The sequence below is a fragment of the Shewanella sp. SG44-6 genome (genome assembly GCF_014164185.1).
Taxonomy (GTDB): domain Bacteria; phylum Pseudomonadota; class Gammaproteobacteria; order Enterobacterales; family Shewanellaceae; genus Shewanella; species Shewanella vesiculosa.
This window is the reverse complement of record NZ_JACJER010000008.1, coordinates 20,632-42,406: the sequence shown is the minus strand read 5'-3', so window position 1 is coordinate 42,406 and position 21,775 is coordinate 20,632. Positions and strand designations below refer to the sequence as shown.

General features: G+C 38.2%; 18 protein-coding genes. 4 read left to right on the top strand and 14 right to left on the bottom strand.

Features of this window, described 5'->3' with window-relative positions:
• Both H5185_RS02735 and H5185_RS02730 read left to right on the top strand, forming a co-directional pair.
• Window positions 1-2,595, top strand: a complete 2,595-nt coding sequence (locus tag H5185_RS02735) for a TraC family protein (RefSeq protein WP_182741293.1) — start codon at window positions 1-3, stop codon at window positions 2,593-2,595.
• 887 nt (window positions 2,596-3,482) lie between these two features.
• Complete coding sequence (locus H5185_RS02730; RefSeq protein ID WP_182741292.1) at window positions 3,483-4,562, top strand: replication initiation protein; 1,080 nt, start codon at window positions 3,483-3,485, stop codon at window positions 4,560-4,562.
• Between the two features lie 535 nt (window positions 4,563-5,097).
• Here the strand turns inward: H5185_RS02730 and H5185_RS02725 are convergent.
• From H5185_RS02725 to H5185_RS02715, 3 genes are all read right to left on the bottom strand, one after another.
• Complete coding sequence (locus tag H5185_RS02725) at window positions 5,098-5,874, bottom strand: hypothetical protein (protein WP_182741291.1); 777 nt, start codon at window positions 5,872-5,874, stop codon at window positions 5,098-5,100.
• Between the two features lie 30 nt (window positions 5,875-5,904).
• Window positions 5,905-6,240 (bottom strand): hypothetical protein, encoded by a 336-nt coding sequence (locus H5185_RS02720; protein ID WP_182741290.1) that lies wholly within the window; start codon window positions 6,238-6,240, stop codon window positions 5,905-5,907.
• A gap of 184 nt (window positions 6,241-6,424) precedes the next feature.
• Window positions 6,425-7,381: an IS1595 family transposase gene (locus tag H5185_RS02715; protein ID WP_109320312.1), complete on the bottom strand. Its 957-nt coding sequence runs from the start codon at window positions 7,379-7,381 to the stop codon at window positions 6,425-6,427.
• 64 nt (window positions 7,382-7,445) lie between these two features.
• On the opposite strand from H5185_RS02715, the gene H5185_RS02710 reads away from it, so the two are divergent.
• Window positions 7,446-7,886: a LexA family transcriptional regulator gene (locus H5185_RS02710; protein WP_182741289.1), complete on the top strand. Its 441-nt coding sequence runs from the start codon at window positions 7,446-7,448 to the stop codon at window positions 7,884-7,886.
• Here H5185_RS02710 and H5185_RS02705 read toward each other — a convergent pair.
• From H5185_RS02705 to H5185_RS02695, 3 genes are all read right to left on the bottom strand, one after another.
• Window positions 7,872-8,594 carry a hypothetical protein gene (locus H5185_RS02705; protein WP_220494396.1) on the bottom strand — a complete coding sequence of 241 codons (723 nt, stop codon included), beginning with the start codon at window positions 8,592-8,594 and terminating at the stop codon, window positions 7,872-7,874. The two genes, H5185_RS02710 and H5185_RS02705, sit on opposite strands and share 15 nt — an antisense overlap.
• 1,156 nt (window positions 8,595-9,750) lie before the next feature.
• Window positions 9,751-10,203, bottom strand: a complete 453-nt coding sequence (locus H5185_RS02700; RefSeq protein WP_182741287.1) for a hypothetical protein — start codon at window positions 10,201-10,203, stop codon at window positions 9,751-9,753.
• A 15-nt stretch (window positions 10,204-10,218) separates the two neighbouring features.
• Window positions 10,219-15,243, bottom strand: coding sequence for a DEAD/DEAH box helicase family protein (locus H5185_RS02695; RefSeq protein WP_182741286.1), 5,025 nt, complete (start codon window positions 15,241-15,243; stop codon window positions 10,219-10,221).
• A gap of 254 nt (window positions 15,244-15,497) precedes the next feature.
• Between H5185_RS02695 and H5185_RS02690 the strand changes: the two genes are divergently transcribed.
• Window positions 15,498-16,634: a DNA-binding protein gene (locus H5185_RS02690; RefSeq protein WP_182741285.1), complete on the top strand. Its 1,137-nt coding sequence runs from the start codon at window positions 15,498-15,500 to the stop codon at window positions 16,632-16,634.
• A gap of 55 nt (window positions 16,635-16,689) precedes the next feature.
• On the opposite strand, the gene H5185_RS02685 is transcribed toward H5185_RS02690, so the two are convergent.
• The 8 genes from H5185_RS02685 to H5185_RS02650 form a co-directional block, all read right to left on the bottom strand.
• Window positions 16,690-17,268, bottom strand: a complete 579-nt coding sequence (locus tag H5185_RS02685; protein WP_182741284.1) for a hypothetical protein — start codon at window positions 17,266-17,268, stop codon at window positions 16,690-16,692.
• A 336-nt stretch (window positions 17,269-17,604) separates the two neighbouring features.
• Window positions 17,605-18,420, bottom strand: a complete 816-nt coding sequence (locus H5185_RS02680; RefSeq protein WP_182741283.1) for a hypothetical protein — start codon at window positions 18,418-18,420, stop codon at window positions 17,605-17,607.
• Window positions 18,421-18,511: 91 nt separating this feature from the next.
• Window positions 18,512-18,766 carry a hypothetical protein gene (locus tag H5185_RS02675; RefSeq protein WP_182741282.1) on the bottom strand — a complete coding sequence of 85 codons (255 nt, stop codon included), beginning with the start codon at window positions 18,764-18,766 and terminating at the stop codon, window positions 18,512-18,514.
• Window positions 18,767-18,786: 20 nt separating this feature from the next.
• On the bottom strand, window positions 18,787-19,143 hold the full coding sequence (locus H5185_RS02670) for a hypothetical protein (protein ID WP_182741281.1): 357 nt from the start codon (window positions 19,141-19,143) through the stop codon (window positions 18,787-18,789).
• Window positions 19,144-19,622: 479 nt separating this feature from the next.
• A complete protein-coding gene (locus H5185_RS02665) occupies window positions 19,623-19,931 on the bottom strand; it encodes a hypothetical protein (RefSeq protein ID WP_182741280.1) in 309 nt (102 codons plus the stop codon).
• Between the two features lie 3 nt (window positions 19,932-19,934).
• Window positions 19,935-20,102, bottom strand: a complete 168-nt coding sequence (locus tag H5185_RS02660) for a hypothetical protein (RefSeq protein ID WP_182741279.1) — start codon at window positions 20,100-20,102, stop codon at window positions 19,935-19,937.
• Between the two features lie 4 nt (window positions 20,103-20,106).
• Complete coding sequence (locus H5185_RS02655; protein ID WP_182741278.1) at window positions 20,107-20,886, bottom strand: PRTRC system ThiF family protein; 780 nt, start codon at window positions 20,884-20,886, stop codon at window positions 20,107-20,109.
• Window positions 20,887-21,004: 118 nt separating this feature from the next.
• Window positions 21,005-21,772: a hypothetical protein gene (locus tag H5185_RS02650; protein WP_182741277.1), complete on the bottom strand. Its 768-nt coding sequence runs from the start codon at window positions 21,770-21,772 to the stop codon at window positions 21,005-21,007.
• Window positions 21,773-21,775 lie beyond the last annotated feature (3 nt).

Genomic DNA, 21,775 nt, shown 5'->3' with positions numbered 1-21,775 from the left:
ATGGGTGTTTTTTCGAGTTATTTTAATAAAATTCGCAATCTAGCAGACTATGACAAAGTTGATGAAATGTTTGGTTTCGTTGGTTATGAATCGGATTACTACATCATGGAAGGTGGCGGCATGGCCGTCATGTTCTGTTGTCAGCCAACTCCTGGTTGCAATGAAGAATTAAAAAACTCATTGGATGCCATTTTTAAAAAGGATTATCCAGCTGATACGACTATCCAAGCTCAATTAGTTGCTATACCAGATATAAGTTACTTCATTAATCAATATGAAACGACTCGTGGTAATCGGTTGATGGGTAATGATAATGAACTCACTACATCGATGGCCGAATCGTTAGCTCAAGACCTTGAAAGTAAGGTGCATAAAGACATGCATAATGGTGCACGTCTACGTAATTTTGAGTTTTGGTTTACTGTAAGAGTACCTACGGCAGAACTACTTGCCAATGATCGTGAAGAAAAACGTTTTCGCACGCTCATTTTAGATATTGAAGAAAGTTTAAAAGGGGTTGGGTTCGCACCGAATAAATTAGCACCTAATAATTTGTTATGGCGTCTTCAGATGCTAATGAATACATCAAAAGATGCTATTTGGCGTAATAGCAATGTTAAACCGAATGCTTGTAAGACCTTTTCAGAACAAATTATTGAAGATGGAAATACAGTTCATTTTACCCCCAACGGTATTATCACTGGCAAACCTAAAGAAGTTGAATCCGATGGGCAAGTAAAATTTGAAACAGACAATCAAACACACATAAAAATCATGTCGTTATCGTCTTTACCTGATGAAATTTATTATGGGCAAATGTTTGATTTAGTGGGTGACTGGATGTCAGGTGGGGTTGCTCATGGTGATCCATTCATGATTTCGACGCTAATTCATTATCCTGAGCAAGGGAAAGCAAAAAGCGACATAGCCAATGGTAGGAAATGGTTAATAGGCCAAGCAAAAGGTAAAATTTTAGAGTGGTTCCAAGGGTTAGCGGACCAAAAGCGAGATTATGACCAGCTTTGGACAGAGATAGATCAGCGCGGGGCAAAAATCGCCCACTCTGGTACCCATGTAATTATCTTTTCAGGCTCAGCGGAAAGAAGTGAACGCTCATTAGCAAAAATGAAGCGTTATTTTGAAACGAAACGAATTACATTTACTCCAGAGTCAGTATTAACGGGTCCTCTATTCTTACAAAACATCCCTTGCATGATGGATAAAGGGTATTCAAATTATCGTCGCCACTCGACCTACTCCTCAGAAGCACTAGTTTTTTTGACTCCCCATATGAGTAATTGGAAGGGCAATACAAACTTGCCTATAGTCCCGCTATCTACGCGTAACGGCCAAATCTTCTTTTGGGACTTATTTAAGACTGATGGCGGATATAACTTTTTACTCAGTGCGGCAACCGGCTCAGGTAAGTCGGTATTGGTGAACTACATTGTGAACTGTTATTTAAACTCAGGAGTTAAGCCTGGGGGATCACTGTTACGAAAACCACATCAAAAGCTATATGAATTGCCAGAATTTGATGATGGGGCCCAAGTGTTTATTTTAGACAGTGGCCGCTCATATCAAAATTTAGCAGAAATGTTCACTGACAGTCAGTTTATTTCGTTCGATAACAATTTCAAATATTCGCTCAATCCCTTTCCATCTATTCATCAATGGACAGGCGATATTGGTCAAGGGCCAATGATATTGACCATGTTTAAAGCGATGGCGGCACCAAAACATGGCGTGACAGAAGTCCAACGAGCAGAAATGATGACAATGCTCACGGACATGTGGAATGAATTAGGGCAAAAGTCCACGGTCACTATCTTTGTTGAGCGTTGCTTACAACATCCTGAAGAATACATGCGACAGATCGGCAAACAGTTAATGATATTTGCTGAGGGCGGCGTATATGGGCATTTGTTTTCAGACAAGCGCCCTGCTATTGACTTTGATGGCCGCCTAGTCGTCGTTGAACTAGAAGAACTACAGAATGATTTGCATTTACAGCTGGTGGTCATTCTTGGTGTGATAAATCAAATTCAGCACAAAATATTCCAAGGTGGTACGGCACGCAAAAGTTTATTCTTACTTGAAGAAGCTTGGCAATGGATGGCCGGTGATAAAGATGGCGATAAGGGCGCTCTGATTGAATTCGTCGGTGAGTTTTTGCAAGCCGCTTTCCGTAAGTTTCGTAAGGTACGTGCGTCGGGTGGCGTTATTACACAGAACTTGATGGACGCTACCGGCAATGCCGTGGGTCAAGCTATCTTAGCCAATACTGACTGGAAGTTGTTCCTGGGGCAAGACCCCTCTTCTGTAGATAAGATTAAAAATACTCAATCATTTACAGCTTCTGACGCGCAATTTGAGCAAATGAAAACGGTTCATACTAAAAAGGGCTCATATTCAGAAATCATGATTTTCCACAAGCAAATGAGTGAGATTTGCCGATTGGAGCTTGAGCCTGAAACGTTAATGATTTTCTCAACCGATGCCGATGATCGCGAGTTAATGAAAAAGTACAGGGCAAGAGGTAATGGTGTAAAAGAGGCCGCAAGGTTATCAGTGCTAGAGAAACATAAAATTTAGAATTTAAGATGAGTGAATATTACTGAATACCGGTTAAAGATCACTTTTATGTTGCATTTAGCATGACTATTACTGTTTTTTGGTGCAATTGAACCAATTAATACATTTTTTTGTTGTTGCACACTATTGAGATCTATAACACGGAAATACTTTAAGGTATTTAAATCAGTATCTTAGGTGTTAAATTCAAGAATTCCCGTTACCAATAAAATGATCCTTTGAGTACAAAGGATCACTTTCTTGTTGTTGAAATAAAAAATTTAACTTAAAACACTGTTTTATATGGTTTATTTTCATATCGAGAAATGTAAAGGAATAATATTAAAAATACAAACATGCGGTAAAATATTATTTTTAAATCATATTAATCAGCAGCTTGTGTCATTTTTTTGATTTATTAACAGAACGGTTATCACATCGGTTGAACAGAAATATATAATGAAGATGCCAAGATTATGTAATCTTAACAACAAAAAAATGATCTATTAGTTGCTAGTTTTATGCTTTATGTTTAATTACAACACGTTAACTAAATATATCTTTATGTTTAGTCGCGAGAATAATAATCGGATTTGCGGAAAATGAATGTATATTTATGGGATTTTTATAAGGACTTCATAACTTAAACGCCTTACTAACACATCATATGCGCTATTTTGACAACAAATTCCTGCAATTTTGAATAACAATGTTTAGTAACGAGCGACAACAATATTCAGCGATTAATACAACAGAAAAATGTAACGACATGCAACGTAATCCTGTATTGGTTGACAACAATTTTCTGTCCGTATGAACAACAATAAATTGTTTGCTGATATGACAAATACATGTAATATTGCTAAAGCTTAAATACTTATCAATGGATAGGGTAATAAGGTAAGAAGATGACATCCAACAGTAAAGACAACGCACCAAAACAAAAACATGTAGATTTAGGCTTGCAGGAATCAATGCCAGAAGTATTTAAGAAATCTCATGAATTGATTTTTTCGCGGCAACGTCTCTCTGTCCATGAGCAAAATATTTTTAATCTGATGGTCGCTCACATGAGGGAAGATCATTGGAAATCAAAATCTGGACCATCATATGAATTCCCTGCACAAATCCTTTCGGATTGGTTTGATATTGAATCGAGTCATTTAAGCTCGACATTAAGCCCGGTTGCTGATCGATTAGCGACCCGAACGGTAGGCTTTACTAATAGCGAAACTGACGAATGGGATTACATACCTATTCTTGCTCGTATCAAATATAAAAATGCAAAGCTAATAATCATTCCCAACCCTGAGTTAAAAGAACAATATATCGATTACTCAAAGAAAGGGTATGCGTTAATCAATCGTAAACCTTTGTACAAACTTAAGAAATCATACAGTAAGCGACTTTATGAAATCTTATCTCGATTTAAGCAAGAGGGTTATCAACGACCATTAACAATCGATGAGTTAAAAGGATATTTCGGGCTATTCGACGAAAACGGGAACCTGAGTAAAGGAAACCAAAGCTTAGGCCCTATTGGTGTATTCATAAAACGTTGCATCTCAGATTCATTTCAAGAAATCAACGAAATTTGTAAGCACGAACTAGTTTTATTCAAAAGCGATAAAGGCGAGTTAGGTTATAGCCTAATAAAAAAAGGTAGAGTCACAATCGGCATAAAGTTTCACTATAAATGGATTGATCATAAAGTTTCAATGAGCGAAGACACAGCTAAAGATACTATTAGGGAGCTTGAAACGAAGTTAAATCTTAAGAATGAAAAGCTGACAATACCAGAACTGAATTTGCTAGCTGAAGCATATATGGTGTTTGAAGATACAACTACGGCTAATGAGATTTATGAAGTTATTAACGAGCGTGAGGCGGCGCTAGTTATTGAACCAGAACAAAAAGCTAAAGATGATAAATTGAAGTTTTTAGAGAAGATTAAGCAAATGAAAGCCAAATCTAAAGTGGGTTATTAATCATCTCTTCGCCTTAACAACAAAATATTGATCTTTAGAAGGCCCAAAAAGTGATCTGTATACACCAACTTAAAGATCCGTTTGTTGCCAACTAAATGATCCCAATATTTTTACTACCTAGGCTTAGGACTAAAAAAAAGGCCCAAAAAACATAAAAATGTAAAAGTGGAAACAAATTAATGATCGGATAAGACAACAAAATGTAAATTTAGTGGGTGTTTAGAGTGAATAACAAACTATCTGGCTATTTTTTAATCTTGTGGATAACTAGCAACAAATAAAAGATCTTGAAAGCCGTTATAATGATCTCGAAAACTAAGTAAATGATCGTTAAAAACGGATATTAGATCTTTATCAACACTTAATTGATCGAGTAAAACAAGATTTGTTGATGATTACATAATTATGGTGTTCTAAGCTGTTGTTTTATATGTGTAAAATTAGCTTTTTAGTCTCTCCTATAGATCTATATCTTTTATATTCTTTATATTTCCTATATCTATTATAAGAGAATTCTATTTTGAATTTAAAAACATTAAGGTCTATTACCACTTTGGAAGATTAACCGAGTTACAAAAACAGCCATGAATGTAACTAAGAGGATCACCAAGTGTAAAAGTGCAATTGCAATCCATATTGCACTAAGTGATGAAATAAGGCCCCCTATCGACTCAAGGAACGAAGGCATCAACATACTTAACAATAGAATAATGACGATGATTAAAAGGAGCCCTATTTTACTTTGAGAGAAATCTGCTTTACTCGGAACAGAGTAAACAACAAGGGAATAACTAACAAACACCCATAAGGCAGTTAAATAAACGTTTGTGGAAGAAAATAAGATAATATCTAACATAGATGTCAATTTACTTAAAAACCCGCTTAAATCGCCATTCAGCACGTTTGATAACTCAATATAAGTTGCAAAATAATCAAACACATCTGGTCGTAACCATTTCGTCACACCTATAAAAGCTAAAGTCCCTCCAAAAAGCGGTGCTATACCAATCAACATGTTAGCAATAGGAGAAAATAGTGATGGGTTATAGCTATGTAAAACATAGCCAAGGGAACCATCCCTACTAGGTTTAAATAACTGAAAGTCAACTATTTTATGATTAAATAATAGCGCTGTGGTCAAATGAGAGACCTCATGAATAGGCACACCGACAATGCCCAAAACCTTGTAAGCAATATTATTAGTAATTTCTGCCAACATATTTCGTACGTAAACAATGGTGATGAATGAAAACAAACATGCTGAACAGGCATAAATAAATTGAGTTATGACATTTACATCAAAGTGGATCATGTGGTTGCCTGTAAAATGTGAAGAGTATGCTTAATGACTAACATCAGTATTCGTGGGGCATAGACCGGCTGAATAAACTTTTTTCCAAGCGTCATTAAGTAATTGATGATCTAGAGTTACGATAACATCTCGATTTAGCAGCTCATTGACAGCAACCTTACTAACCTCGTCAACTTGCAATTTATGATTAAAACCATTGATGAGATATAATTTATCGAACCTGGCTAGTGTTTGTTTGCTAAAAATATCATTCATTATCTTATAGATAATCCGAGAAAGTAATACAGTTTTTAATTCTTGTTTAGAAAATCGATCAATAGCATTTACTGTTGCCGGTTCTAGGTAAAACGAGCTTAAATAATTCACGAGAAGTTCCTTAACTGCAAAGTGGTTTAACGTTTGCAGTTAGTACAACATGCATCGAAAAACCGGCTACTGAAGTCCAGCGTAATTCGAATTGTCATTATGAATTCAGGTGTAATTAGTGTTAGAGTAACTGTAAATAAACAAGGGCTATCCACTTAGCACAACCAACCACTATATATTGTGGTTATCGATTTTTAATTGATTGGTACGTTATCGGCTTAGAACGCACTGCTTGTTCAAGCAACCTGTAGAATAATAATCCCCGAGAATCTGACTTTCTTCTATTGAAGCGAAATGTAAACTCATCTAAATAATAATCAAGTTGCTTAGCCTTTACCGCGCCTTGATATGTACCTAAAAGCCATCTTTTACATAATGATGAGACTCGATGCACCCCAGCCATTGTTTCATGTGCAGGTACAGATGAACCTAAATGCACTATTCGGTTATGCTTATATCCTTTCTTGTCTATTTGTTTGTATGCTTGAGAGCCATCACTACAAATTGTACTACCAGGTTCAATTACATCTTGAATGAATTGATGGATATGTTCTTTGGTTGCACTTTCCACTTGCCTTAAACGTATCCGGCCAAATCCAGAGCGTGATAGCAGCTCAACTGCTACCAAAACTACAGCCTTACGCTTACCCTGTTGATTTTTAATAGATGATTGGGGAACGACGCCACCTATTAGTGTTTCGTCAACCTCTACGATGCCGGACAGTTTATCCCTTTCAGGATCAACCATGGCATACCTTAACTTGTGCATTAATGACCAAGCGGTTTGATAACTCCCAAGACCTAATAACCTTTGAACTCCAAGAGCGCTGACACCATTTTTTTGATTTGTAATAAACCAGACGGCAGCAAACCAACTTTTCATGGGGGTTCTTGTTTTGTCAAAAAGTGTACTTGATGTTACTGAACACTGAGAACGACAAGCATGACATTTTAACTTGCCATTACTTAACTGATAAGGTGATTGATGGCTTGAACAGCTTGGGCATATGAATCCGTTTGGCCAACGAAGTTTGTAAAGGTAGCTAATGCAGGATTGTTCATCATGAAACCAATCAACAAATTCGCCCCAACTTGTAGGGTAATCTACACCAGCTTTTAATAAATACGATGAAGTTTTCATCACTACATATTGACACTGGTGGCGCTAAATGGATAGCCCTTAAATAAACACAGTGGTTTTGATTATGAAATTATCTCCAATGCCCATTTCATGTGGGATCGGTGGCTTTGAGAGTGCTGCAAAAGAATATGCGCAGAAAGATTTGAGTTTGGATGAATTTTTAGTAATTCATCCAAGTACAACATTTCTGACATTAATTGATGGCAACGATATGGTTAATATTGGAATACATAACCACGATATAGCGATAGTTGATAGAGACATCACTGCCCGGCATAGAGATGTGGTTATTATCAATCTAAATGGAGACATATCTTGCAAAATTTTAGATGCAGAACGAAGACTTTTACTTTCAGGCAGTAATGACAACAAACCCATTCCGATAAATGAATCAGATGAATTTGTAATTATAGGGGTAGTAACGAGCAGTATTCGTTGTTTTAAGCCTTTGACATTACCCTCAAAGGTCGATATTGGCCCAGTGGATACATCAAATCATGCCTAATGACGCTAATTGATATACAGAATATTGGCGAATTCGAGGGCTTAACTTTTTACGACATTCCTCTTCATGAAACTCATAGAGTAGATGATCACTATATCCATAATTCAAACTATCGATGTAATCTATAAGGTTATCGTTTTTACAGGCTTTTTTCAGCCGCCCTGCAGTGGTAGATAATTTATTGGCAAGTCGCTTTAATTGACTTAAAGAAGATTGCTCTACGTACTCAGTTAGGTTTCCCAAAAACTCAGTATAATCAAATTCTATGCCGGGTTCGTCTAAATGCGGAATAGATGAACCAGACCACACTTCATCAATTGATTCATCTAATATGGATTGGTGCATCGTGGTTAAGAGTTTCCCTTTACCGACCCACTTTCGAATACGTGTAGCATCATTACTGAACTGGGTATTAGGACTTACGTGTTTAGCTTGATGAACCAATTGGCTTTCACTCGCGCCCAGAAAATGCACTCTTGTCGGTGTGTCTGTTTTGAGAAATGAGAGAACTTCATCAACACTCAACGCGGCGGCATTTGATGGTAACCCAATGATTAATTGCTGATGATATCTAGCAGGTATAGTAGTGAGTGCGTCGTGATAGCATTGAGAGATAGATTTTGGCCCCTTTTGCAACGGGATAAGCATATTGGCGCACATATGAAGTAAATCCGTTATATCTGCAAAATACTCGCTTATTAGTGCCATAGAGTTTGTTTGCTGGCCCACAATATCTGGACATGCAAAATGGATGTTAGAACAGAGGTGACTTATCTTAATAATTTCTCTATAACGATTAAGCACCAACTCGAAATCTAGCTGCTGCGCTTCACCCGTTTTCATATTATGTTGAAATAATCGAAAAGCACCAGAATCTAATAAGATTTGTTGTTGCTTACTGTCCTATTAATGCCCTCACCGTTCCCGATGTATCAAGAACATTTACGCAAATGGGTACATTCGCCCTCATTAACCCTTTTAAATCATTTTTGGCAGACGCACCAGATCTAAACAATTGCGATTGAGGCATGTTGTCGAAGAATGACAATTGATCTGCGCTAAAAGCCACATTGCGTAAAACCTCTTTCCACTCGTCGTTACTCGGTAACGTAAACGCTTCTGAGGCTTTCGTCCCGTAGGCAAACATTGAATATTGCATAATGAGTCATGCTTCTAAAGATAACTGAGGTCTTTACGTTATAACGAAGTCTTAAAACAGCAACTCACCAGGGGGAGGATAGTAAACAGAGATATTATTCAAAGTTATAGAAAATTACTGGTGATCGGGTATCGTTTTAGTTGGTGTAGAAAAACCCTCAATTTAAAAAAATTTGAAGGTTTTTTGCGGCCACTCTTTTCAAATCAGCTACTATAAAGTTGAGCAACGAAATAATTTGTTGCTTTATGCACGAATAACTTATGCACTAAACTTTTAAAAAATGACAGGGATGTTCATTATGTACTTATTTTGCGTAATACTAGTTATCTTCGTTTCAACAGTTTTAGCAGAAATCTATATCGCTATTAACTTGAAACGCGATGAATATGAGTTATCTAAAGAGATTGATGACTCTAAGATCGGAGAAGTATACAGAGATGATGGAATTAATAGAGATCAACAAACAGTAAATGCTATACGTGCTTCTTATCTAACATTGATCATCATTACATGCTTACTTCTCTTGCTCTTAGCTAGTAATGTAAAGTAAAGTAAAGCACATAGTCAATCTTTTAGTACACGCTCAGAAATTTATCATTTGAAACGATTCTGAGCGTTGTTCTAAAACGTTGAAGTTACCTTGTATATTACTATTGCCCGCTTCCCTCTCACTTTGGATTAACCGTCAATTCAGATTCTTTCTGACTAACTGAATTTTATTGTATGACTTCGGGGATCGGCCTGAACCATATCAAACAGTTTTATATCGCTTAGTGTTGTAGAAAAATCCCCATCAAGTAACGTGGCTTTACTGAGTTCGCAGGGTTCATCAGTAGCAACAACCAGTGAAAAACGGTCTTTATAAACACCGACAACAATACATCGAGTCAACTCTGGCCTAGTAAATGACAATTTATTAGCAACACTGGGAAGCGGGATGTTGAGTTGTTTGATGATCTCAACGGTTATAAATGGGTCTGACGTAACAGTTTGAACCATAGAAATAGCAGCAAGTAGAGATTTACTTCCGTTAAGCAATATTTTTGAGCTTGTGCCATTATGCTGAGTGACAAAATATTTATCCTCACGGCTTAATAAATCAAGCTGTGTACTTCGTAAAAAGTCAGTGACTACCGCCGTAAAATGGGATGTATACATGGTCTTACCCTCTCATTAAGCCGCAATATTATTGATAATGTCGTCAGTTTGGTTTGCTGTTTCAGTGTCACTCTCATTTTCAAACTCACTGATCTGAGTTTTAAGCTCAATCATTCGTTGTTTACAGGCGATTAACTGGTCTAGCTCTGTAAAGCTGGCATTAATGGCCGTTTCTGCCACTTCAATTAACGCTTGTTCGTGATTAATCTTGTGATTGTATCGAGTGATATGTTTGTCATAGTTACGAATAAAATTATTAATGGTATTCAACACTTGCCACCCAAAACCTGATTGCTTGGTGAGATCTAATCTAAAGGTATAAGTTGTTGAGCCCTTAACTAATAGATTGATTTTGGTTCCCATTGTTTTAATCGATAATGCGTAACCTGCAAAGTCACCTAATAACGCTTTTGTGTCTTGGTAAAACCCAAGTGCGATAGATGAAGCCATTGGATTGAAAATGTTATCAATATCATGAGACGCTTCTTTAACGGTGTTAAACGTTGTTCCATGAGCATTGATATAGCTAAAAGCATCACCCGTTTGCGGGATGTGTAAGCCGCTGGCTTTATCCGTGTTGATTGCCGCTAAATAACGTTGATTGTTAGCAAGTGTTGAGTTGAGGCGTTCAATGTCGAATTTAGCCTCGCGTTGATTGCGGATAAATGCATGACGTTGGGCTTCAAGACGTTGTATCGATTTAGTTAAAGTCACCATTTCTAGGACTAACGGTGATCCGCTGGTTTCCGCTTTTAATTCTGCGAACGTAAGTTCTGCTGTAGATAAATCCGTTGATGAATGTGAAATATCGTTAGCTGAGTTAAAATCCGATATAAATTTCTGTTTATTCTCAAGTACTTGAAACAAAAAAGAATCAAGGCTATTTTTGGTCGCGATGTAAGTTATGTCTAAAGTGAACGAATGCGGCGCTTGTTGATAGAGTAAATTCCCTTGGCGAATGCCTCTGCCGAGGCGTTGAGTTAGGTCTGCTGGACGATAAGGCGCGTCTAATACCGTTATTCCCACTAAACGTTCGTTAACATTGGCGCCACAACCAAGCGTGTTGGTTGATGCTATACACACGCGATACTCCCCAGCGTTCAATTTAGAATACATTTCGGCGCGGGCTTTGGGTGTTTTAAAACTTTGCGCAAATACGATATGTTCTGAATTGACCCCTTGGTCAATAAGACCTTGTTTAATGTCACTATAGACTGAGTGACGGCCGTCAGAGTTAGGGACACCCAAATCTAAAAATATTATTTGGGTTCCTCTGTCTTCACTGGTTGCGTGGTATTTATCAGCGGTGAGTTTTACACATGTTGGCACTTTAAAACCCGCTTCGTCTCGTTCAATGCTTGGGTTTAACAAACGCATGTCAATACTCGCTTTCTTCGCTTGTGACATGACTAATAGCATATTGTCATTTTCGACTGGGCTTGCCTTAAAATTTTTTGCTCTAGAGACTAAATATTTTGAAAACGCGATTTGTGTAGGTGTCGCGTCAACAATAATTTGTCTTGCTTTGCCGCCTTTAATTGGCGGAATTGCGGGATAATTTTTACCATCAATACCCTGAATTTCTGGTAAAAATTTAGCAAGCTCTTGTTCGTTGACACTATCTGCTATAGATGACCATAGAGACTGTAACACGGTCATGTTACGGAATGCGCGCAAGCGGGTGACGGTTTTGAATGATCCGCTACCTGCTGCCGATACTTCAAAGTCACTGCTAACGGTAGCAAACGATGAAACAAAATCATCAATTGAGCCGATGCCTTGGGCCATGAGCATATCTTCATCTAAATATCTTAAAAATGTGTAGGCTTCTAATAATGTGTTACTAATTGGCGTTCCTGTACTGAAATACACGCCCAAGCCATTACCTTGTTCAAGATTATTCCTTTTTAAACATTGGATTTTTAAAAACCAATCGAATGCGCGTTTTGAGCCTATCGGGTTTCCGCAACCACGTACATTGTTTAAGCGTGTGGATTCATAACTCAGGTTTTTGATAAAATGCGCTTCATCCAACACTAAGCAATCAATGCCTAGTTCGGTGATGGTAAATCCTTTTTTACGATCATCTTGTGCAAGTTCTTGTAACCGATTCTTTAATTTAGCTTTTTTATTTTCAATATTTTTGACAGAAAAACGTGCACCGTTGTTTTTGTCCATTGTGCATAGTGCGAAATCAAGCTTCGCGAGTTCATTTTCGATAACAGATTGCTCAATGTCTTCATCTGGCGAAATGGCAACGAATGAAGACTCAGGGCAGATGACTATCGAACTACCTGTTTTTAAACGTAACAATGTCGCTTGGCGTGATGCAGGGCTCAGGTCATCGGGGTTTAATACCGTGATTTGATCTTGTGGGAAAAGTTCTAAATATCCCGCTGCAAATTGAGTCGTCAAATGATTAGGAACGACGCACAAAATACGTTTTTTAAGCCCTAGTCTAATGAGGGTGTTCATTATGCCGCTTAATGTGTACGTTTTCCCTGCCCCCACCTCATGAGCAAGTAATAATCGTCCCTCTGTAACGGCACGATAAACCGCATTGACTTGATGCTTTCTGAGCTTAATTGATTGGTTTGAATGAGGTAATGAAATAGTATGACCATCTGCATTTAACTTAACAAATCGATTAAATTGCTCGTTAAAAATGGTGGTTAATTTGTCTTGTACATCAGTTCTTTCAAGCAAAAAAGTATCCCATTCACCTATAATTTGTTCTGCATTTATTTCGTTTTCTAGTGTCGCTTGTTTATTGATGATTCTATGCCCGTTTTCGTCTTTATATGTCACAGTAGTAGGACGGCCATTCATCAAAAAGTCTAATAACTTACTAAAACGATAGGCCGAGTTGGAGCCTAAGCGCGTTTCTAACTGGTAAGGTAAATTTAACAGATTTATTTGCCATTGATTCGCGGCATATAAAAAATCGATTTTGGTATAAGAATTCTCTCTACCGTCACACAATAAGGTCACAAACTCTTGATAGATATTCGCGGGAACCCATGAAGCGCCTAGGTTTACTTTAATATTTTCAAAAGGTATATCGAGTGGCAAAACTGCGTTTAGTGCATCGATATAATGTTGTTTTGTGTCGTCGTCATAAGCTAGCTGGTGGACGGTATTTATTTTTGTTTTTACATCACCAGACAAAAATACGTTTCGAGTAACCCATTTGCCCGATTCATCGAAAATTAGATGACCATTAGTTCGGTTGATAAATTCGGCTTCTGTCGTATCCATAAGGCTTGCACAGTAAGCGATATCCACACCACCATGCACGTTAACGCTGGCGATTAAAGCATCTTCTATTGAGTCGGCATGAGTTGGGATAACCCATGGCGATAATATGCGTTTATTGAATATTTCCGCTTTTTTAGCCGATGGACTAACGGCTTTAATACCTAATTTTTTGGCGGCTGTTTTGGTTAATCCTGCGGTGTAATTCACTTCAAGCGATAATAGGTTGTAATTAGTGGGGTCTAATTTTGCTACCCGCTGGTTTGAGGCATCATGAACATAGCCGAATTTTTTTACAAATGCATCGTAACGCTGATTTAACGTTAATCGAAGTTCATCAAGTGTTGCGTCTGCTTCATCGTCTTGTTCTGCGCTTAATAACGTCATTAGTGAGTGACGAACGGCGCATAATGCTTGTAATCGCGCTTTAGTGATTCCGTTAAAATCAGTCGCTTGCCAAGACTCATTGATTAATTGGTATATTTCATCATCAGTCCCTACGGCATAAGAGCCCTCACGAGTTCCCGCCGTTTCTATTATCTGACGTTCAACATGAGCGACATTGTGTTGAGCTTGATTAAATGAGGTTTCCCCGTTAAAGGTTTGACCTGCAAACATCATATTAATGGCTTTGATAGCGACATTTTCAAAATCATTGTTACCCTCGCAATGTACGCTATTACCCTGGAACACTTCACCTACTAGCATTTCGCCGTGGATCATTTCGGGGTGAGTAATGAAATATTGATTTAAAAAATAATCCTTATTGCTGGCATCCTTTACGCTTTCAGCATTAAACCATGCGGTATTGGTCTCTGCGCCCTCTTGAAATAGAAGCACGTCAACGGTGGCATTGGCCCCCGTTGACACCTCAAAAACTTGTTTAGGCAGCCTTACAGCAGCTTTAAGCGAAGCGAATTGACCTACTAACGCTCTACTTTTACTGTTAGCAGAATCCATGAACGAGCGAGACACAATCGCTATCATCCACCCATTTTTAGCTAACAAGGTGGCTGATTTGGCGAGAAAGTAATTGTGTAGCGATAATCCGCTTAAGGTTTTATTTGCGCTATCAAAAATTGGCGCTTGTCCGAATGGGGGATTATGAAACACGACAGAAATAGGGTTTTTAAATTTTGCATTTTCAAAGCCCATATTTTGAATGTTGGCCGATGGATAAAGCTTTTCTAATATCTGTGCTGAAATGGCATCTTGTTCAACTAAATTAATGTCCATTGCGTTATAAAGGGATTCTGGCATGGTACGCACTAAACCGCCCACCCCTGCCGATGTGTCTAAAAATGTACCTGAGCAAACCCCCGCTTTTACGAGTTCGTTATAAATGGTTTTAGACAAGAAGTCAGGAGTGTAAAAAGCCGATAAGGTGGATAATTTAGCAGAGTTCCATTGATCACAAGTCAGTAGGCTTTTTAAAGTGTTGTGGCGTTTGGACCATTTAGCATCATTAGGGTTAAACACATTGGCGCAGCCGCCCCACCCTACGTATTTTGCCAATGTTTTTTGTTCTGCAAGAGTTGCCTCAGCTTGTGCGGCATTTAACGCTGATAAGGTCTTAATGGCGGCTACATTCACGTTATAGCGAGTCACCATACCCAATTTTGATAGAGGAAAATCATAAAGAAAGTCATTTGCTTTCACTTGAACACGGCATTTTAGCTTTTTACTGCCTTGTGTGTGTGAGATATAGGTTGATAGTTCATCCTCAGAGCCAAAAAAGAACCCCATTTGCCCGCCCACATACTCAATGTTACTTACTGTGTCCATAAATAGTCCTGCTGTTTAACGTCTCGATATTCCTATATAAGAACATGGCGAACAAAACGCGCAACTATTGATGTATTAAGCGAACAAAACTCAAAATTGTTCTGTGAAATTATTTTATAAATCTCTAATAAATATTAATTTAATAAAGTATTTAGGCGAACAAACGAACATGTTCGCCTGAACAAAAAAGTTTGACCGATACAAACGGCTAGCGTATTATTTGCACAATTGATATTTGAGACAGGTATATAGCAATGAACAGCGACACTCTACCAACGGGCTTATCTGTGAGAGAACGAGTATTTAGGATCTGCAATCAGCTTTACGCAGAAAATACGAAGGTAAAAATTCGAACCGTTTTAGAATTACTGCCTGACATCAAAAGCACATCGACTGTTCACAAATATCATAAAGAATGGCGAACACAGTTAGACAACTCTAAAAAGACGTTGTTTGATTCCTTTGGCTTCAGTGATAACTTTCAAAACGCTTTTGTGTCAGAAATTGCCCGGTTTCATACGGATGCGAAAAATGAATACAGTGAAAAATTGGTGGAACTCACCGAAGAAAGAGATGCGGCAATTTTAGGGCTAGAAAATGCCGATAATGCCATTATTACCCATCAAACTAGAGCCGACACATTAGATGACCAGGTTCGAGAGTTACAGAATGAAATTCATTTACTCACCAGAGAAGCTAAACAACATTCAGAACAGCTAGAAAAAGAAAAAGCCTTTGCCATTGGTAAGCTTGAGCAGCAAATGGGTGATTTAGAAAAACGCTTAAACAATGAAAAGCGTCTGATAGTCGAGCAGCTTCAACATCAAATAGACTCACTCACCACGAAAAATAATGAATTACGTGAAGTGAATGAAAACCAACGTACAGAACTAGCGAAATATCAACTTAAACTTGAAAGTAACACCAGCTTAGTTGAAGAAGTCAAAGCTCGCGCTACTGCATCACAAGAAGAAGCAAAGGCCCGAATAGCGAAGTTAGAAGAATCATTTACGACGGTAAGCGAAAAACACATTGCTTGTTCACAAGCGCTGGCCGTAGCAAATGAGAAATTAACTGCTAAAGATGAACTGTTAGTAAATAGCCTCAACCAATATGAGCTAGCCATTAATAATGAAACGTCGTTAAGACTATTGCTAAGTGATAGAGAAGATGAGCAAAAAGAGCTAAGAGCCAGACTTGCTCGTGTAGAAAGAGATGATGCTAACGCTCAGGCTGAAGTTCGAAGATTGACCGAGCGACAAGGAGAGATGAAAAACAAGGCTGTTACAGCAGATAAGATGATAAGTGAATTGAACAAAAGTATTCAAAATTGGGATGCTAAATATACTAAATTACAAACCGAATTTAATCGGCTCAAACCAAGAAACTAGCGTACAAATAGGATGCCTGAATGGTAATGTCCAACAGGCATCAAATAGACAAGAGTTAAAACAATGATTGTTGGGTTGCTTGGTTAGTTTGACGCGATGAAATTTCAGCATTCATCACTTTCTCAGAGACAGACAATGCCATTATTGCCTCTGCGGTAGGAATGCCGGTGGTGGCTCTTAGCGAATTTAACGCTTGTGCATGTCTTGCGTCGTCGTGAACGCGCCCAATGGTTCCTTTTGCCAGTGTCACTACACCAGATTCTAATAACTGCTTGAGCATGACTGTAGGGCATTTGTTATCTAAATGGCCGTCTTCCAGCAATTCCAGATAAAAATCCTCAACGAACGTCATTGCAAACGCATTCTTAGTAACAACATTGAACGATGATGACTCGGTATATCTAATGACGCGATGTTTTTCACCATTTCGATTAAACATTCGTTCAATTTCTTTAAATTTGCCGCCGGCTTGTATGCCTTCATCGTCTAGACCAACAGGCTGATTGCTTTCTACGAACTTCATTAACGGGAAATACGTATAGGTTGGCGTAAAAGATTTTTCAACAAGAGTCGTTTTTGGTATTGGGTAACGTTGACCATTGTTGACGATATCATGCCAAATTTGGAGTGCCATGCCTGGAGCTTCCTCGCCGCCCTCTCTTGACCATGCAAATTGAATGGCCAACAGTTCACGGTAGTCTATCAAATCAATGGTGTGGTTGCCGCCGCTTTCATAGGTATCTTGCTAATAGTCAAATATATCGCAATAAATCCATGCGGTATTCTAGGCTGTATTGGTTCAAACCCACTTTAATATAACCGTCTTTCGTCAGTTTTCGCCCCAAAGTAGAACGCTTACTAAAATCGTATAGCGTGTTTACCATATAGTTGCGTAAATCATTTAGAGGTCGCATAAATCCATACTGTTCAGGGTCGATACTTATCTGATTTAACAGTGAGTTATCCTCCTTTACCTGAGCGCATGCACGCAGCCAAATCTTGATCCGCAGCTCTTATTGGCCGCTAACTTTCCTGCAAATAAATCACATGCGCCTCCGTTACTGGCTGAATAGTGTTTTTTCATAAATCGTAAGTTATCGCTAAAAGATTCAATGTCATCGTTATCTATCAATTCAAATAGGTGCCATACATCGCTGAGGCTCCACTCTTTTATTAGGGCTAATGTCCAACCAAGATCTGTCATAACTGGCGTATGGGCTGTTTCGCCTCTTTTTTTGAGGTTTCCTTTTCTCACGTTGCTTTCGTCATCTCTTGATCCTGAAATCGAGCAAATCTTATCGGTTTGATACTTTTTAGAAAGCGATTTCAAAAAGGTTTTCATGGGTTTAATCTTCCAATCTAATGCACAATCACGCCCATTTGAAGATGTTTCAGGGGTTCTTAACAATTTGCCGCGCCCCACAAACTCGATAACCGGTAATGACGATAACGCAGGCTTTAATTCATGGCATTCGATGGGGAGATCGTGTTGTCTGCCGTATTCAATGAGATCATCATGTAGCGTTAGCATATAATCATGCAAAACCATGTTATCGAGTGTCGTATTTGTTGTCACAACATGAAGTGGACCAACATCGCCTCTAATCGCTTTAGCTCTTCGTAAACCCTCAACTATACACACACAAGCAGCGCTTGAATCTTTACCTGAAAAACCGATTGAGACACGCCATCCATCTAAAAATAACTGTTGCGCACGTGCTACGGCAAATTCATATTGGTCATGGTCGTGAGAGTCAATATATTGATAATCGATTGCGGTATTCATTGGTGTGTGCCTTGTATTTGTTGAATACCCCTATGATCTCTTGAAATGAAAAACCCGCAACTGAGGCACAAACAGTCAGGGTCATGCGGGCCTAAACTCTTAGATATTCATAACCACCATGAGGCGCGCGTTTTCGTTTGAAATTTGGGTTAATACTACCCAATTGCATTTCAAAGGCACTTCGTAAGGCTTTTTCTGCTTTCTCGATCGGATCGGTGTTACCGTATCCCCTTGTTTCCCTGACACAGCGAGGGTGGATCACTTGTCCTGGCTCCAATGTTGCCGATAATTGCTTAACAAATGCTGAATAGTTAAAGCTACCATTGCGATTAATTAAATTAGTCATATTTGCATATTTCCCTATGATTAATTCTGATTTATTACTGATTTCTCATCATCCATCAATGCGTAATCCACTCGCGAACCTACAACTATTTCATGTTCGCCTTGCACCACCATTGTTGTACGTGATTTTGCTAATCCCGATTGCACTAACCCGTCAAGCACTCTAATAACGTCTGCGTAACAGTCAGCTTTTACCTCTGACGGAATTCGGTTAAGAGCGATAATAGCGCTTTGGCCAAAGCCCGTAACTGATTGGTATTCAGCGGTTAGAAAGCCCAACATCGTGTCGTAAAATGGTTTTGAATTCGGAGTTGATATCAATGCTAATATTTCATCAGCATTGGTTGCCGGTTTTGAATAGGTCATTTTTTTTTGCATCGTGTGGTTCCATTAGCGGTGGATAAAACAGTTAATGAATGCCACAAAGAGTATTAATCATTGTGGTTAATTGATTTCATTTCATCATGGTTCCAATAACCCGCAACTGAGATTCGTACTGACTTAGTTGAGTAATTGTAAATATATCCTGAAAGTTTCGGACAGTGTTTTTTGTGATGTAAGTCATTGTTGAAATTAATAATTAAGTTATTTATTCCTGAGGAATAAGACAGGCGTATCTATATTGGCCAGTGTGTTTCAATGAAGTGATCTATCGGGTCATAAAACCAAAATTTCCACTTCCATATCAACGTGGCGGATACAAACCCAGCTAAAAAGGTATTAATAGAAGCTAGATAGACAATGAAACAAAAAATACAGATTATAAAAATAAGTGCGATGAATACCAATAAATCATCCTTGTTAGACATCTTGGAACAATCAATTTTCATTAGACTTTCTCATTAATAAGATATTATTTAAAACATCGATTTTTGAGGGTCGATGTCAAGCCAATGTTGATATGTCCCCTGCCCCAATTCTCTATCAATAATGCTTTCTGCTGAACTTCCGAGGCGTCTAATCACTTCTCGCGTCACTTCTGTAGCATCGTTCATTTCAAAGGCGGTATCAAAATCCCGTTCTCCTATACCGTGAGAGTCGTAATACTCATATCGAATGACTGCTGTTGTAAGCTGATGCGTCAAGCACAAAACGACAAACTTTACCCTACTGTTAAAGCTTGTGCCTAATGTGGGTTTTAGTGTTTTAAGTTGCAGCAAAACCATGATTTACACCTCTTGTTGACAACCTAATAGGGCTTCATCAAAGGCGGCTCTCGCAGCCTCTTTAGCTTGTTCATCGACACTCTCATTCAATTCGGCATAGCTTGAGAAACCAAAGCCTTTTGCTGCTTCCTCTGCGGCATTATGAGCTTTTTCAATTGAATTATGTTTCATATATTTAAACCTCATAACCGTATACAGCCCATAATTGCGGGTCTATTTTCAAAGGTTGAACAGTGGCATTAGCAATATCGACAAACGCCCCATGATGCGAAATTTTGGCATAGCGAATTAATTGCCAAATCAATTGTGTCGCTTGTGCTGAAACCGCCCGATTGGAGCCAAAATCTTGTTTGGTTAAGGCTGCTTCGGTACTGCATGAGGGAATATCCTCAATGGCATCATCGATTTGCTTGAGCATTTCTGAATACAAGTCATAGACATTCGGTAATCGTATCCCCGTACTCGATATGTTTCTGTATGCGTGACCTAAGATTATTTGGCCGTCACTTTTCCCATTGCCTACATCAAGCCACAATAAGTCGCTTGCATGTTGAGTGTTGTTAAACACCTCGCCTAATTTAATTCTGAACTCCGCTTTATCGACTGCTGTGATAATCAAATCATAGCCATTGAACGTCATTTTATCGGGGTCGCAGTATTCGTTCATAGCTTTCCAATGCGTCCCACCAAAGTTATTAAATCTATTCACTAACACCTCTGCTTTGAAAGAATTAACATCTCCTGAGTAGAACGCCTGACGGCCTACGTTAAAAATTGAGACGGTATCTCCGTCAACCAGTGTGAGGTTGATATACACAGATTGGTCTGAAATTTGTCTAAGAAGTGAATCCATTTGGAATAGTTCAGTGGCTATCTGACTACCGCTTCCACCTGCCCCAATCAGTAAAATATTAATGGGTTTATTGATTAGTTTTTGAGGTATAAAAAAATCCATAAAGGTTGCCTTGTGAGTTAAGTTAAAATTAGATTAACTCACGTTAGACAACCCGCAACTGCTATATTAAATAATACAATTAGAGATATTAAGCCCTGAATAATCGAGATTTAATCAACTATTTTTCTGTAACAGTTAGTCTTAATATAGGCCAATTTAACTTTGATTTTTCCCAATATTCTTTACTTTTTTTTATATCTTTTAAAGTGAATGTCAGCCAATACCCTAGCCTCTCATGGATTCGAGGTACATAATATCCTGCCTCAATAATAGTAATTCTTTTTGTGGTATTAGTGACTGTATTTGCCCAAGAGACATAATTTTCTAGTTTTGTCCTAAATTTTACAATTGTTAATAATGGGGATGTGAGTTTTATTACGCTTAATCTTGGGTTGGTTAACGAATGACTCAGTAATCTTTTGAATGAGCGGTATGCAGGATAAATATTTTTTTTATTTCCCGAAAAATGCATTTCTATTTCTCCTGTCTCTTGTTCGTATTTAAATGACAGCTTAGAACCCGAATCAAATTGAGTTAATGACCAACCTGTTTTATACGCAAAGCAGCTGTAGATAATATTACCAATGTAAGGAATACTCAAAAGACTGCATTCTATAGGGAAATCAGCATAGCGGGCGGTTATGTGACTCCATTTAGCAATGATAATGGCGTTCCAAACAACAAATAATGACAACACCCATACGAGGTAAAATACCTTATCTTTAGATTGTGGCATGTCTGAACACTGTAAGATGTATGTTTTCGTTATATAAACATTGGATACGAAAAGTATGATAAAAATGGCGATAACATCATTCTTAATAGCGCTATAAATTAAGAGTGCTATAAAGATGATTTTGACAAACAGCATTAATTTTTTTTTCATGTA

Excerpts from the sequence above, each read along its gene's own strand:
- H5185_RS02735 (WP_182741293.1), top strand. The coding sequence starts at position 1 with ATGGGTGTTTTTTCGAGTTATTTTAATAAAATTCGCAATCTAGCAGAC.
- H5185_RS02730 (WP_182741292.1), top strand. The coding sequence starts at position 3,483 with ATGACATCCAACAGTAAAGACAACGCACCAAAACAAAAACATGTAGAT.
- H5185_RS02725 (WP_182741291.1), bottom strand. The coding sequence starts at position 5,874 with ATGATCCACTTTGATGTAAATGTCATAACTCAATTTATTTATGCCTGT.
- H5185_RS02715 (WP_109320312.1), bottom strand. The coding sequence starts at position 7,381 with ATGAAAACTTCATCGTATTTATTAAAAGCTGGTGTAGATTACCCTACA.
- H5185_RS02710 (WP_182741289.1), top strand. The coding sequence starts at position 7,446 with ATGAAATTATCTCCAATGCCCATTTCATGTGGGATCGGTGGCTTTGAG.
- H5185_RS02705 (WP_220494396.1), bottom strand. The coding sequence starts at position 8,594 with ATGGCACTAATAAGCGAGTATTTTGCAGATATAACGGATTTACTTCAT.
- H5185_RS02700 (WP_182741287.1), bottom strand. The coding sequence starts at position 10,203 with ATGTATACATCCCATTTTACGGCGGTAGTCACTGACTTTTTACGAAGT.
- H5185_RS02695 (WP_182741286.1), bottom strand. The coding sequence starts at position 15,243 with ATGGACACAGTAAGTAACATTGAGTATGTGGGCGGGCAAATGGGGTTC.
- H5185_RS02690 (WP_182741285.1), top strand. The coding sequence starts at position 15,498 with ATGAACAGCGACACTCTACCAACGGGCTTATCTGTGAGAGAACGAGTA.
- H5185_RS02685 (WP_182741284.1), bottom strand. The coding sequence starts at position 17,268 with ATGGCACTCCAAATTTGGCATGATATCGTCAACAATGGTCAACGTTAC.
- H5185_RS02680 (WP_182741283.1), bottom strand. The coding sequence starts at position 18,420 with ATGAATACCGCAATCGATTATCAATATATTGACTCTCACGACCATGAC.
- H5185_RS02675 (WP_182741282.1), bottom strand. The coding sequence starts at position 18,766 with ATGACTAATTTAATTAATCGCAATGGTAGCTTTAACTATTCAGCATTT.
- H5185_RS02670 (WP_182741281.1), bottom strand. The coding sequence starts at position 19,143 with ATGCAAAAAAAAATGACCTATTCAAAACCGGCAACCAATGCTGATGAA.
- H5185_RS02665 (WP_182741280.1), bottom strand. The coding sequence starts at position 19,931 with ATGGTTTTGCTGCAACTTAAAACACTAAAACCCACATTAGGCACAAGC.
- H5185_RS02660 (WP_182741279.1), bottom strand. The coding sequence starts at position 20,102 with ATGAAACATAATTCAATTGAAAAAGCTCATAATGCCGCAGAGGAAGCA.
- H5185_RS02655 (WP_182741278.1), bottom strand. The coding sequence starts at position 20,886 with ATGGATTTTTTTATACCTCAAAAACTAATCAATAAACCCATTAATATT.
- H5185_RS02650 (WP_182741277.1), bottom strand. The coding sequence starts at position 21,772 with ATGAAAAAAAAATTAATGCTGTTTGTCAAAATCATCTTTATAGCACTC.